The sequence below is a fragment of the Acidiphilium multivorum AIU301 genome, from assembly GCF_000202835.1.
GTDB lineage: Bacteria > Pseudomonadota > Alphaproteobacteria > Acetobacterales > Acetobacteraceae > Acidiphilium > Acidiphilium multivorum.
In genome coordinates, this window is record NC_015186.1 from 771,153 (window position 1) to 783,602 (window position 12,450).

Genomic DNA, 12,450 nt, shown 5'->3' on the forward strand with positions numbered 1-12,450 from the left:
ATGACCGGGATCGCGACATCGGTCCTGATCGGCGCGCCGGCACTCGCGGTGCTGGCGATGCTGGCCGCGCCGCGGCCGCGTCTCGCGGAGCGGCTCAACCTCGCCGCGGCCGGGCTCTGCTTCATCGCCGCGGTCGCGATGACGGTTTCCGCCCCTGCCGCCGGCGCCCGCTATCTCGGGCGCTACCTGATCGTCGATCCGCTCGGCGCCTGGATCATCCTGTGCGCCGCGGTGGTCTATCTGCTCGCCTCGATCCATGCCTGCGGCTACATGCGGATGCCGGGAGAGGAAGCGCGGCTGCCGCGGTTCTACCAGCTCTTCGCCCTGTTCGCGCTGACCATCTTCATCGCGCCGCTGATGAACAATCCCGGGCTTTACTGGATCGCGATCGAGATGACGACCGTGGTCAGCACCTTCCTCGTCGCGTTCGAGCAGGCGGCGGAGGCGATCGAGGCAGGGTGGAAATACATCATCATTGTCTCGGCCGGGATCACGCTGGCGCTTCTTGGCACTGTGATCTTCTACTGGGCCGGGACGTTCAGCCTGGGGCCGACCTACGACATGACCTGGCGCGTCCTGCGGCATGCCGCGCCGCACATGGACCGCGCGCTGCTCGTGCTCGGGTTCCTGCTCGTGCTGGTGGGCTACGGCACCAAGGTCGGGCTGGCGCCGATGCACACCTGGCTGCCGGATGCGCACAGCGAGGGGCCGGCGCCGGTCTCGGCGATGCTCTCCGGCGCGCTGCTGAACGCGGCGATGGCGGGCATCGTGCGCTATCTCGCGGTGCTGCACCGGGCCGGGCTGTTCATGCTGCCCGACCAGATCCTTGCGGTGTTCGGCACCGCCTCGCTCCTGGTGGCGGCGCTGTTCATCGTGCGCCAGCGCGGGGTGAAGCGGCTGATGGCGTATTCCAGCGTCGAGCACATGGGCATCGTCGCCCTCGGCTTCGGTTTCGGCGGGCCGTTCGGCGTCGCGGGCGCGATGTATCACATGCTCAACCACAGCCTGAACAAGTCGCTGATGTTCTTCGGCGCCGGCAACGCGATGCGCAGTTTCGGCACCCGGTCGATGACGCGGATCCGCGACTATGCGCGCCACTTTCCGGTCGCCGCAGCACTCTGGCTGGCCGGTGCCGTCGCGATCACCGGCGCGCCGCCCTTCGGCCTGTTCGCCAGCGAGCTGACCATCCTGCGCGCCGGTTTCCGCGGCGCCGGGCTCTGGGCGGCGATCGTGATGCTGGTTCTGCTGATCCTGATCTTCATCGGCTTCCTCGATCATTTTCGCGTCATGTATTTCGAGCCGGCCGGGGATGACGCGCCGAGGCCGGCGCGGCTCGGGGCCTGGACCGTCGCGCCGATGTGGCTCGCGCTGATCCCGTTGCTGGTGCTGGGCCTGTGGTGGCCGCGCGCGATGTGGCGCGATTTCCAGACGGTCGAACAGGTGATCGAGCGTCCGGCCGCCGCGCCGGGGCCTGCGGCGCGCGCCTCGGCCCGCATGCCGGATGCGCGGAGGGCGTCGTGAACATGCCGTCGAGGCGCGGCATGGACCCCTCGTCCATCGAGGCCGCGGCCGGCGCGCTGCGCGCTGCGGGGGGCCGGATGATCATGGTCTATGCGGCCCCGGAGGCTGACGGGCGGCAGACGCTGCGCTACGTGTCGTCGCGCCCGGGGATCGCCGGCTTCGAGGTCTGGAGCGTTCCGGCCGGGGGAACGGTGCCGAGCATCGCCACGATCTGGCCGCTGCTGGGATGGTATGAGCGGGAGACGGCCGATCATCGCGGCATCGCCTTCAGCGGGCAGCCGGAGCCGTTTTCGCTGATCGCGCCGCTGCGAGCCGATGAGGAGGCGGATCTGCGCCGGCTGCCGGGGCTGTCCGGCGATGCCGTGCAGGTGCTGCCGTTCGGGCCGGTGCGGGCCGGCGTGGTCGAATCGGCCGAGTTCAGCTTCTTCTATGTCGGCGAGGCGATCCTGCATTACGTGCCGCACCTGTTCCTCAAGCATCGCGGCATGGAAGACCGCTTCGTCGACCAGACGCCGGAGACCGGGCTCGTGTTGGCCGAGCGCGTTTCGGGGGTCGGCAGCGTGGCGCATGCCCTTGCCTATGCGCAGGCGATGGAGGCCGCCGCGCAGGTGGCCGTTCCCGGCCGCGCGCGCTACCAGCGGGTGATCGTCGCCGAGCTCGAGCGGCTTTACAATCATCTTCATTATCTCGGCCATCTTGCCGATACGACGACGCTGAAGGTGGCCCATGCCGAAGGCGCGCTGCTTGCCGAGCGGGTCAAGCAGATCGGCGCCCGGGTGACGGGCAGCCGGTTCCTGCGCGGCGTGATCGCGCCGGGCGGGCTGCGGCGGGAGCTGCGCGTCGAGGGTCTTGCCGGGGCGCTCGATGCCCTGCGCGCGCCGATCCGCCGCTACATCGCGCGGCTGGACGCCTCGGAAAGCCATTTCGACCGGCTGGCGACGACCGGCGTGCTGCCCCGCGAGGTGGCGTTCGACCAGGGCGCGACCGGGCCGGTTGCCCGTGCCTCCGGCCTCGACCGCGACCTGCGGCGCGACCATGCCTATGCCGCCTACGACGATCCCGACCTCGCCCTCGCCGTCGCCACCGGGACCGACGGCGATGCCCACGCCCGTGCTCGCGTGCGGATCGCCGAGATCGAGAATGCGCTGCTGATGATCGAGCGCGCCATCGCGCTGACGCCCGGCGGCGCAATCCGGGTCGCCTGCGCGCCGGCCGCCGGCGCCGAGGCGATGGGCTGGGCGGAATCGCCGCGCGGCACGCTGATCTATGCCGTGCATGTCGGGCCCGACGGGCGGCTCGCGCGGGTCAAGATCAAGTCGCCCTCCTTCTCCAACTGGCGGGTGTTTCCCTACACCGTGCACGGCACGAACATGATGGACTACGCGATCAACGAGGCGAGTTTCGGCCTGACCATCGCCGGATGCGCGCGATGAGGGGGAGGTGCGGATGGCACTCTGGACGCTGATCGGCCTGCTTGAGGGATCCGCGACCACGTCCTGGCCGCTGAAGCCGGGGCCGGACGGCCAGGATGGCGTGGTCGGGATGCCGCGGCTCGACCCTGGGCGCTGCGAGGCGGGATGCGAGGTATGCGCGGCATCCTGCCCGACCGGGGCGATCGGTCTCGCCGGCGCGCGGATCGCGCTCGATTACGGGCGCTGCGTCGTCTGCCAGCGTTGCGTCGAAACCTGCCCGACCGGCGCGCTGGCCGAGAGCAGGGACTGGGCGTTCGGCGCGCGGACGCGCGACGATCTCAGGACCGGCATCGAAGCCGCCGGCATGGCGGCGCTGGCCGCGGCGGATGGTCCGGGGCGCGGCTTCCGGCGCAGCCTGCATGTGCGGCATGTCGATGCCGGCTCCTGCAATGGCTGCGAATCCGAGCTGCAGGCCCTGAACAACCCATTCTACAACCTGCACCGTCTGGGCATCTTCTTCACGCCCTCGCCGCGCTTCGCCGATCTGCTGCTGGTGACCGGCCCGGTCACCCGGGCGATGCTGGAGCCGCTGCGCCGCACCTGGGAGGCGATGCCGGCGCCGCGCTGGGTCATGGCCAGCGGCACCTGCGCGGTATCCGGCGGCATCGCGCCGGGCGGGCCGTGCCTGTCCGGCCTCGAGGAGGCGCTGCCGGTCGACCTGTACCTGCCGGGGTGCCCGCCCAATCCGGCGGCGATCATCGAGGCGCTGCTGATGTTCCTCGGGCGCCGGGCGCAACGCGTGCGCGGAGGACGGATCGATGGCGAATGACCTGATCGGCCTCGCCACCCTGTTCTGGCTGGTCGCCGGCCTCATCGCGCTGGCGGGCAGGGGGGTCGTGCTCGGCCGCGGGCTGGCCGGGCTGGGCTGCCTGGCCGGCATGATCGCCGCGATCCTGACGCTGCCGGGGGCCAGTCCGCCGGTGGCGCTGCCCGTCTTCCGCATCGCCGACGAAGGCTCCGGCTTCACGCTCTCCCCGGCCGCGCTCTGGCTGTTCGGCTTCGGGCTGGCGCCGGCGATGCTGGCGGCCTGGCTCGGCTCGCCGGGGCGGGGCGGGCGGTTCTGGCTATTCGGACTGTCGATGAGCCTGATCGGCGCGCTCGGCGTCTTCGGGGTGACGCAGGGAGCCGCATTCCTCGTCGCCTGGGAGGTCATGAGCCTGGGCGGCGCGGCGATGATCCTTGGCGAACGGCTGGCCGAAGGGGCGGGAAGCCGCGCGCTGTTCATGCTCGGCCTGCTCGAGGTGGGGGCCGTGGCGCTGCTCGCGGCGGTTCTGGTCCTGGGGACTGCGTCCGGCTCCCTGGGCTTCGCGGGGTTCGCCGGGGCCTGGCGCGGGGCGGCGCTCTATGGTCCGGCGATCGCCGGCGGGCTCCTGCTCGTCGGGTTCGGCGCCAAGCTCGGGCTGCTGCCGTTCTACGAATGGTTTCCGGGCGCCTATGGGGCGGGCTCGGGCGCGACCGGGGCGGTGCTGTCCGGCGTCGTGCTCAACGCGGCGTTCTTCGGCCTGGCGCGAGGCCTGCTGGTCTGGCTGCCGGGCGGGGTGGACGAGGGGTTCGGCATCGCGCTGTGCGCCATCGGCGTGATCAGCGCGATCCTCACCACGCTCTACGCCTTCCAGCAGGAGGACTGGCGGGCGCTGCTCGCCTTCTCCTCGGCGGAGAACGCGTCGGTGGCGGTGACCGCACTCGGCGCTTCGCTGCTGTTCGAGGCGGGGCACCTGCCCCTGTTCGCCGGGCTGGCGTTCACGGTCGCGCTGCTGCATCTCGCCGCCCATGCGCTCGCCAAGGGCGCGCTGTTTCTCGCCGCGGATGGCGTGTTCGCCGCCACCGGCGGCTACGCCATCCGGCAGGACGGCGTGCTGCGCGCGAACACGCCCCTGTTCGGCATGGGGGCGCTGTTCGCCGCGATGAGCCTGGCGGCGATGCCGCCCCAGGCCGGGTTCGTCTCGGAATGGTTCATGTTCCAGACCGTGTTCCAGGGGTTCCACCTGCCGGGATTGGCGGAGCGCCTCACGCTTGTGCTGACCGGCGCGGGGCTTGCGCTGACGGCGGCGATCGCCTTCGCCACCTTCGTCAAGCTGTTCGGCGTCGGCCTGCAGGGGCGCGCGGCAGACGGCGGCGCGCGGCTTCCCGCGCGGCATCAATCCGCGGTCGGCGCGCTCGGCCTGGCCGTGCTCGCGCTGGCCGTGGGCATGCCGGTCTGGCTCGGCGCGCTTGCCCGCGTCTGGCCCGCGCACGATGCCATCGACGCCGCGGCGCACATGACCGACGGATGGATCCTGGTGCCGCTGAGCGCCGGCTTCGCCTTCATCTCGCCGTCGAAGCTGGTCATCGTGATGCCGCTGCTGGCCCTGGTGCCGGTGGCGGCGATCCTGCTGTGCAGACGCCGGCCCGCGCGGCGCGTTCCCGTCTGGTATGGCGGCTCGCCGCGCCTCGACCGGCGAAATGCGACCACGGCCCTGACCTTCTCGAATTCGCTCAGGACGTTCTACAGCTTCGTCTATCGTCCGCGCGCGGAAACCGGCGTGGAAACCAGCCTGTCGCCGTATTTCGTGAAGCATCTGCGTTTCGAGCACGATGTTGCCCCGATCTTCGGCCCCGCCCTGTTCGGCCCGGTGGTGCGGCTGGTGCATGGCCTCGCCCGGCGGGGCCGGGTTTTGCAGTCCGGCTCCCTCAATCTCTATCTCGGCATCATCGGCCTGTTGCTCGTCGCCATTCTCGTTGTCGCCCTGTTCTGACCGGCGGCTCGCACGATCGGGAGGATGTCATTTCTTGCTGACAGGGCCGGCGGATCGGCGCTAGTCTCGGTGTAGCGTCGTTGTCCGGGCCGGTTCGACCCGAACGCCGAGGAGGACCTCGATGCGCATCATGGAAGATGCCCTGCTGCTCAGGGTTTTCCTGGGCGAGGACGACATGGCCGGCGGCCAGCCGCTCTATCGCGCGATCCTCGAGGCGGCGATGCGGGCCGGGCTGGCCGGCGGCACGGCGCTGCCGGCCCCGATGGGCTTTGGCGGCTCGCGCGGAATCAGGACGGGCATCAACGTTGATGCCGGGGCGCATCAGCCCATCGTCGTCGAGATCATCGACCGGCCGGACCGGATCGAGGCGTTCCTGCCGCTGATCGAGCCGATGATTCCGTCGGGCGTGGTCACGCTGGAGGCACTCAAGATGCGGAAGATCGTTCCCGGTTCGCCGGCCCCGGCCTGAGGCGGACGAGAAAGCGAGGAGGACACGGCGATGGATGTTCCACACGAGGCTTCACTGCTGCGGATCTATACCAGCTCGGCCGACCGCCATGGCGGGACGCCGCTGTTCATCGCGATCGTTCACGCGGCGCGGGATCACGGGCTTGCCGGCGCCACCGTGCTGCGCGGCCCGCTCGGCTTCGGCCATACGGGGCGCCTGCATGAGGGGCATCTTCTGCCGTTCTCCGACGATCATCCCGTCATCATCGAGATTGTCGATGCCACCGACAGGATCGAGGCCTTCCTGCCGGTTCTGGATTCGATGATGCAGAGCGGCCTGGTCACCATCGAACGCGCGCGCGTCCTGCAATACGGGCGCCACAGGCCGGGCTGGCTTGAACGTGTCCGCCAGCAGTTCTTCCCGGCCTCTCCCCCGCCGGCGGCACAGGCGCGGGTCGGGCTGAACTGACCTCCGGCGTCTCGCGCCCGCGCCCGCAACGCAGGATCAGGGCCGCGCGATCCTTTCTGCCGGTATCGCGGAGGCAGCCTACGCGCGCCCGCGGATGGAATGTCAGTTGCCGGCGCACGGGCTGAAACGCGTGAATGACGGCACGGAATTTCGGTGCCGGCGGGCATTCCGAGAGTCGCGCCGCGCCGAACAATACGGTCTGTCGAGGATGGTGATCACGGTGTTTCGTCCTGCGCGAGGATTGCGGGGACGATGCGGGCGGTGGCGTCTTTCCAGTGTGGGAGGGCGAGGGCGAAGGTTTGGTTGAGTTTTGTGGTGTCGAGGCGGGAGTCGGCGGGTCGGCGGGCTGGGGTGGGCCAGTCTGCGGTGGCGATGGGGATGATGTCGGGGTGTGGTGTGCCGTGGCGAGCGGCGAGGGCGAGGATTTCGGTGGCGAAGCCGTGCCATGAGGTGTCGCCGGCGCTGGTGGCGTGGAAGATGCCGGCGAAGCCGGGCTGCCAGCCTTCGGCGAGGATGCGAGCGGCGATGGCGAGGATGGCGTCGGCGAGGTCTTCGGCGGCGGTGGGGGCGCCGCGCTGGTCGGCGACGACGCGCAGCGCCGGCAGGCGGCGGGCGGCGGCGATCATGGTGCGGGCGAAGTTCTTGCCGGTGGCGGAGAAGATCCAGGCGGTGCGGAGGATGATGGCGTCGGCGCCGGCGGCGAGGATGGCTTCCTCGCCGGCGGCCTTGCTGTGGCCGTAGACGCCGAGCGGGGCGATCGGGTCGGTTTCGGTGTAGGGCGCGCCCTTGGTGCCGTCGAAGACATAGTCGGTCGAGACGTGGATGAGGGGGATGCCGCGGCTGCGGCAGAGGGTGGCGAGGGTTGCGGGGCCGTCGCGGTTGGCGCGGAAGGCGGCGTCGGCGCTGGTCTCGGCGGCGTCGACGGCGGTCCAGGCGGCGGCGTTGACGACGAGGGCGGGATCGGCAGCGGCGAGGGCCCTGGCGATCGTTTCCGGGGCGTCGAAGTCGAAGCCGGGGCGGCCGATGGCGCGGGCGGGGAGCCCGGCGGCGGGCGCGCGGGCGGCGAGGGCGTGGCCGAGCTGGCCGCTCGCCCCGGTGATCAGGATCGGGCGGGGCGGCATGTCAGAGCCTGAACCAGGGTTCGGCCTCGGCCAGGCGGGGCAGGAGATTGTCCTTGTCGGAGAGGAGGGCGGTGCCGGCGGGGACGGGCCAGGGCAGGGCGAGATCGGGATCGTTCCAGATGACGCCGCGTTCGGAGGCTTTGTCGTAGGGGGCGGTGACCTTGTAGACGACCTCGGTATCGGGCTCGGTGGTGCAGAAGCCGTGCAGGAAGCCGGGCGGGATCCAGAGCTGGCGCCCGTTGGCGGCGGAGAGCTCGGCGGCGGCGTGGCGTCCGAAGCTGGGCGAGCCGTGGCGGATGTCGACGGCGACGTCCCAGATCGCGCCGCGGATGCAGCGGACGAGCTTGCCCTGGGCGAAGGGGGCGAGCTGGCAGTGCAGGCCGCGGATGGTTCCTGGGCGGGTGGAGGAGGAGTGGTTGTCCTGCACGAAGGTTTCGGTGAAGCCGAGGGCGGCGAGCCTTGCCTGGTTCCAGGTTTCGCTGAACCAGCCGCGGGAATCGGCGAAGCGGGGCGGGGTGATGAGCATGACGCCGGGCAGGTCGAGCGGCTCGATCATGCGGCCTCTCCGTCGGCGAGTTCGCGCAGGACGCGGCCGAGCTCGGTCTTGCCGAGGCGGGCGGCGTGGCGGCGCAGGGTGTCGGCGTCGATGAAGCCCATGCGGAAGGCGACTTCCTCGGGGCAGCCGACGAGCTGCCCCTGGCGGGCCTGGATGGTCTGCACGAAGGTTGCGGCCTGGAGCAGGGAGTCGGGGGTTCCGGCGTCGAGCCAGGCGGTGCCGCGGCCGAGGCGCTCGACGGCGAGGGAGCCGTCGTCGAGATAGAGGCGGTTGAGATCGGTGATCTCGAGCTCGCCGCGGGCGGAGGGTCGGATGCGGCGGGCGAATTCGGTGACCCGGCGGTCGTAGAAATAGAGGCCGGTGACCGCCCAGCTGGAGGCGGGGGCGGCGGGTTTCTCGACGATGTCGATGGCGCGGCCGGCATCGTCGAAGGTGACGACGCCGTAGCGCTCGGGATCGCGCACCTGGTAGGCGAAGACGGTGGCGCCGGCCTCCCGGCCGGCGGCCTGGCGCAGCGCGAGCGAGAGATGATCGGCGTGGATGAGGTTGTCGCCGAGGGCGAGGGCGCAGGCCTCGCCGGCGAGCCAGTCCGCGCCGATCAGGAAGGCCTGGGCGAGGCCGTCGGGCGATGGCTGGGCGGCATAGCCGATGCGGATGCCGTATTGGCCGCCGTCGCCGAGCAGGCGGCGGAACTGGGGCAGGTCCTGCGGGGTGGAGATCAGCAGCAGGTCGCGGATGCCGGCGAGCAGCAGGGTCGACAGCGGATAGTAGACCATCGGCTTGTCGTAGACGGGGAGGAGCTGCTTCGAGGCGGCGAGGGTGGAGGGGTGCAGGCGGGTGCCGGAGCCGCCGGCGAGGATGATGCCCTTGCGGATCATGCGGCGGTACCGAGGCGCTGGCCGGCATAGCGGCGGGCGCGGATGGCGCGCCACCAGGGCTCGTTGGCGAGATACCAGTCGACGGTGCGGGCGAGTCCGGCCTCGAAATCGTGGGCGGCGCGCCAGGCGAGGGCGGCCTCGCTGCGGGCGGGGTCGATCTCGTAGCGGAAATCGTGGCCGGGGCGGTCGGCGACGAAGGTGATCAGCCGCTCGCGCGGGCCGGCGGGATCGGGGCGGCGGGCATCGAGCAGGCGGCAGATGGCGCGGACGACGTCGAGATTGGAGCGGGGCTGGCGGGCGCCGATGGCGTAGGTCTCGCCGGGCGTGCCGGTGAGGGCGATGGCGAGGAGCGCCTCGGCGTGATCCTCGACGAAGAGCCAGTCGCGCAGGTTGGAGCCGTCGCCATAGACGGGCAGGGGGCGGCCCTCGAGGGCGTTGATGAGCACCAGCGGGATGAGTTTCTCGGGGAACTGCCAGGGGCCGTAATTGTTGGTGGTGTTGGAGACGATGGCGGGCAGGCCGTAGGTGTGCCGCCAGGCGCGGACGAGATGGTCCGAGGCGGCCTTGCTGGCGGCGTAGGGGCTGCGGGGGTCGTAGGGGGTGGTTTCGGTGAAGGGGGGATCGCCTTGTTCGAGGGCGCCGAACACCTCGTCGGTGGAGATGTGGTGGAAGCGGAAGCGGCGGCGGGCGGGCTCGTCCAGGGTGGCGAACCAGGCGCGGGCGGCCTCGAGCAGGACGAAGGTGCCGGTGATGTTGGTGTCGATGAAATCGCGCGGCCCGTCGATCGAGCGGTCGACATGGGATTCGGCGGCGAGATGCATGACGATGTCGGGCCGGTGCGCCTCGAAGACGGCGCGCATCGCCGCGGCATCGGCGATGTCGGCGCGGATCAGGCGATGGCGCGGATGCCCCAGCGCAGCGCCCAGCGCGTCCTCCGAGGCGGCGTAGGTCATCTTGTCGACGGTGACGACCTCGTGCGGCGTGCTCGCCACAAGCCGACGGACAACCGCAGAACCAATGAAGCCGCAGCCCCCGGTGATCAGAAATCGCATTGCTTGCCTTGTAAATTTTTTGTCCAAAAAGCGAACTCACGAACAATAAACGCTACCATGATTGGCGTTGACAATAAACACAGCCGGATATGGCGTTGCGGCCAACGGGCCCGAGAGCCGGGTCGTAAAAGATAGTTGAGTGATTTCAGAAGATTATAATTCTGCCGGCTTGCAACAACAGACGGGGTCGCGGTGATCTGGACTGAAATCGCTTGGATTTTTCGCATGAAGGAGGGCCGGGATGGAAGGAATCACAAGCCGGAAGAGATTATCGACAAGCTTCGTGAGCCTGAGATTGCGTTGGCGGAAGGCGGGACGGTTGTGGATGCGTGCCGTTGGATCGGTATCACCGAGCCGAGCTACGACCGCTGGCGCAAGGAGTATGGCGGGCTGAAGATGGGCCAGGCACGTCGGACTCGTCATGCCGACATCCTATTTGGAAGTTGGAGCCTCCTGTCTTTCGGAATCCGCCATGAAGGATGAGGCAGGCGGCATCCCGCGAGCCTCTGGGACCATCAACGAAGCCCGCTTGCCGGGTCGCGCGGGAACTGACCCGTCTGATCGGGTGCCGCGGCCGGCCCGGCATGACCGTTTCCGGCCACGGCACCGAGTTCACCTCGGACGCCACCCTCGTCTGGTCGAAGGATCACGGGGTGGAATGGCACTAGATCGGGCCCGGCAAGCCGATGCAGAACGGCGATGTCGAATCCTTCAGCGGCCGCATGCGCGACGAGCTTTTGAACGAGAGCCTGTTCTTCGGCCTCGATCATGCCCGCGCCGCCATCGCTGATTGGGTGGCGCATTTCAATGCCGCGAGGCCGCACTCCTCGCTCGGCTACCAGACCCCGGCGGACTATGCCGAGGGCCTCACCACAACCGGCACCGAACGGCGTAACAGAAGCGGCCGAGACTCCAATCGCACACGGATGAAAGTTCGGGGACGGGTCAGAGACATTCTTTTCAGGCCATTCGCGCGCCCCCTTGCCGCAGGGGCGCGGCGGCGCATACTCTGGACCGAGAGCTCATACAGGTGATCGATCCATGCCCGACACGCACGCCCAACGCATCGCGCCCACGCTCACCGAATGGCGCCGATACCTGCATCAGCACCCCGAACTCTCGCTGCGCGAGGAAAAGACCGCCGCCTTCGTCTGCGAGAGGCTGAAGGAACTCGGCATCCCCTTCGAGTCGGGCATTGGCGGGCATGGGGTCGTCGCCACCCTGCGGCGCGGCGGCAATCGCAGCGTCGGCCTGCGCGCGGATATGGACGCGCTGCCGATCACCGAGGCGACGGGGCTGCCTTACGCCTCGAAAACGCCGGGCGTGATGCATGCCTGCGGGCATGATGGCCACACCACCTCGCTCCTCGGCGCGGCGATGTTGCTGCGAGACGATCCGGACTGGTCGGGTACGGTGCATTTCGTCTTCCAGCCGGCCGAGGAGGGCTTCGGCGGCGCCCTGGCGATGATGGAAGACGGGCTCTTCCGCCGCTTCCCGATGGAGCGCATCTTCGGCTACCACAACTGGCCGGGGGTCGAGGCCGGCGCGATCATGATCCATGACGGGCCGATGATGGCCCAGGGCGAGCGCATCGGCATCACCATCCATGGCCATGCCGGCCACGCCGCGATGCCGAACCTAACCGCAGACCCGGTGGTTTGCGCCGCGCAGATCATCGTCGCGCTGCAATCGGTGGTCTCGCGCAACATCAACCCGCTCGATGCCGCGGTGATTTCGATCTGCGTGCTGCGCGGTGCCGAGGCCGACAACCAGATTCCGGACACGGTGACGCTGCGCGGCACGGTCCGCGCCTTGCTGCCGGAGGTATTCGACCATGTCACCGGCCGCATTCGCGAGATCGTCGCCCATACGGCCTCCGCGATGGGCTGCCGCGGCGAGGTGATATTCGAGCGCCGCCTCGCCGCGACGATCAACCACAAGGACGAGGCCGCACTCGGCCGCCGCGTGGCGCGGGACCTTGGCATGCCCGTGCTGACCGATCTGCCGCCAACCATGGCAAGCGAGGATTTCGGGTGGTATCTGCGGGAAATTCCTGGCGCCTATGCCTGGATCGGCAACGGGCCGGCCACCGAGGGAGCCTTCCTGCACAACCAGAACTACAATTTCAACGACGAGATCCTGCCCATCGCTGCCGGCTATCTCGCATCGACGGCGAAGGCCGCCCTGGCGGGCTGACGC

The 12,450-nt window shown here is 69.8% G+C and carries 11 protein-coding genes and 2 pseudogenes; 9 read left to right on the forward strand and 4 right to left on the reverse strand.

Annotation, left to right across the window (positions count from 1 at the left end; all coding sequences use genetic code 11):
* From ACMV_RS03350 to ACMV_RS03375, 6 genes are all read left to right on the forward strand, one after another.
* A complete protein-coding gene (locus ACMV_RS03350) occupies nt 1–1,521 on the forward strand; it encodes a proton-conducting transporter transmembrane domain-containing protein (RefSeq protein WP_013639545.1) in 1,521 nt (506 codons plus the stop codon).
* Nucleotides 1,522–1,523: 2 nt separating this feature from the next.
* A complete protein-coding gene (locus ACMV_RS03355; protein WP_041664633.1) occupies nt 1,524–2,954 on the forward strand; it encodes a hydrogenase large subunit in 1,431 nt (476 codons plus the stop codon).
* A 13-nt stretch (nt 2,955–2,967) separates the two neighbouring features.
* Nucleotides 2,968–3,762 carry an NADH-quinone oxidoreductase subunit B family protein gene (locus ACMV_RS03360; protein WP_011941640.1) on the forward strand — a complete coding sequence of 265 codons (795 nt, stop codon included), beginning with the start codon at nt 2,968–2,970 and terminating at the stop codon, nt 3,760–3,762.
* Entirely contained in the window at nt 3,752–5,728 is a 1,977-nt protein-coding gene (locus tag ACMV_RS03365; RefSeq protein WP_013639547.1) for a hydrogenase 4 subunit B, read from the forward strand. The genes ACMV_RS03360 and ACMV_RS03365 overlap by 11 nt, the downstream gene beginning before the upstream one ends.
* A gap of 121 nt (nt 5,729–5,849) precedes the next feature.
* Nucleotides 5,850–6,197 carry a DUF190 domain-containing protein gene (locus ACMV_RS03370; RefSeq protein WP_013639548.1) on the forward strand — a complete coding sequence of 116 codons (348 nt, stop codon included), beginning with the start codon at nt 5,850–5,852 and terminating at the stop codon, nt 6,195–6,197.
* A 30-nt stretch (nt 6,198–6,227) separates the two neighbouring features.
* Nucleotides 6,228–6,644: a DUF190 domain-containing protein gene (locus ACMV_RS03375; protein WP_007421508.1), complete on the forward strand. Its 417-nt coding sequence runs from the start codon at nt 6,228–6,230 to the stop codon at nt 6,642–6,644.
* 215 nt (nt 6,645–6,859) lie between these two features.
* On the opposite strand, the gene rfbD is transcribed toward ACMV_RS03375, so the two are convergent.
* The 4 genes from rfbD to rfbB are packed head-to-tail and all read right to left on the reverse strand — an operon-like array spanning nt 6,860 to nt 10,251.
* Complete coding sequence (gene rfbD, locus ACMV_RS03380; RefSeq protein WP_013639549.1) at nt 6,860–7,765, reverse strand: dTDP-4-dehydrorhamnose reductase; 906 nt, start codon at nt 7,763–7,765, stop codon at nt 6,860–6,862.
* Nucleotide 7,766: 1 nt separating this feature from the next.
* Complete coding sequence (rfbC, locus tag ACMV_RS03385; protein ID WP_007424379.1) at nt 7,767–8,321, reverse strand: dTDP-4-dehydrorhamnose 3,5-epimerase; 555 nt, start codon at nt 8,319–8,321, stop codon at nt 7,767–7,769.
* The gene (gene rfbA, locus ACMV_RS03390) at nt 8,318–9,199 is read right to left on the reverse strand and encodes a glucose-1-phosphate thymidylyltransferase RfbA (RefSeq protein ID WP_013639550.1); all 882 of its coding nucleotides are present in this window, start codon (nt 9,197–9,199) and stop codon (nt 8,318–8,320) included. Before rfbA ends, rfbC begins: the two co-directional genes overlap by 4 nt.
* Complete coding sequence (gene rfbB / locus ACMV_RS03395; RefSeq protein ID WP_011942080.1) at nt 9,196–10,251, reverse strand: dTDP-glucose 4,6-dehydratase; 1,056 nt, start codon at nt 10,249–10,251, stop codon at nt 9,196–9,198. The genes rfbA and rfbB overlap by 4 nt, the downstream gene beginning before the upstream one ends.
* A gap of 225 nt (nt 10,252–10,476) precedes the next feature.
* Here rfbB and ACMV_RS03400 point away from each other — a divergent pair.
* The 3 genes and pseudogenes from ACMV_RS03400 to ACMV_RS03410 form a co-directional block, all read left to right on the forward strand.
* Nucleotides 10,477–10,671, forward strand: a pseudogene (locus tag ACMV_RS03400) (transposase); the annotation flags it as partial.
* Between the two features lie 113 nt (nt 10,672–10,784).
* A pseudogene (locus tag ACMV_RS19615) lies at nt 10,785–11,132 on the forward strand (integrase core domain-containing protein); the annotation flags it as partial.
* Between the two features lie 160 nt (nt 11,133–11,292).
* Nucleotides 11,293–12,447, forward strand: coding sequence for a M20 aminoacylase family protein (locus ACMV_RS03410; RefSeq protein WP_007422000.1), 1,155 nt, complete (start codon nt 11,293–11,295; stop codon nt 12,445–12,447).
* Nucleotides 12,448–12,450 lie beyond the last annotated feature (3 nt).

Excerpts from the sequence above, each read along its gene's own strand:
- ACMV_RS03350 (WP_013639545.1), top strand. The coding sequence starts at position 1 with ATGACCGGGATCGCGACATCGGTCCTGATCGGCGCGCCGGCACTCGCG.
- ACMV_RS03355 (WP_041664633.1), top strand. The coding sequence starts at position 1,524 with ATGCCGTCGAGGCGCGGCATGGACCCCTCGTCCATCGAGGCCGCGGCC.
- ACMV_RS03360 (WP_011941640.1), top strand. The coding sequence starts at position 2,968 with ATGGCACTCTGGACGCTGATCGGCCTGCTTGAGGGATCCGCGACCACG.
- ACMV_RS03365 (WP_013639547.1), top strand. The coding sequence starts at position 3,752 with ATGGCGAATGACCTGATCGGCCTCGCCACCCTGTTCTGGCTGGTCGCC.
- ACMV_RS03370 (WP_013639548.1), top strand. The coding sequence starts at position 5,850 with ATGCGCATCATGGAAGATGCCCTGCTGCTCAGGGTTTTCCTGGGCGAG.
- ACMV_RS03375 (WP_007421508.1), top strand. The coding sequence starts at position 6,228 with ATGGATGTTCCACACGAGGCTTCACTGCTGCGGATCTATACCAGCTCG.
- rfbD (WP_013639549.1), bottom strand. The coding sequence starts at position 7,765 with ATGCCGCCCCGCCCGATCCTGATCACCGGGGCGAGCGGCCAGCTCGGC.
- rfbC (WP_007424379.1), bottom strand. The coding sequence starts at position 8,321 with ATGATCGAGCCGCTCGACCTGCCCGGCGTCATGCTCATCACCCCGCCC.
- rfbA (WP_013639550.1), bottom strand. The coding sequence starts at position 9,199 with ATGATCCGCAAGGGCATCATCCTCGCCGGCGGCTCCGGCACCCGCCTG.
- rfbB (WP_011942080.1), bottom strand. The coding sequence starts at position 10,251 with ATGCGATTTCTGATCACCGGGGGCTGCGGCTTCATTGGTTCTGCGGTT.
- ACMV_RS03410 (WP_007422000.1), top strand. The coding sequence starts at position 11,293 with ATGCCCGACACGCACGCCCAACGCATCGCGCCCACGCTCACCGAATGG.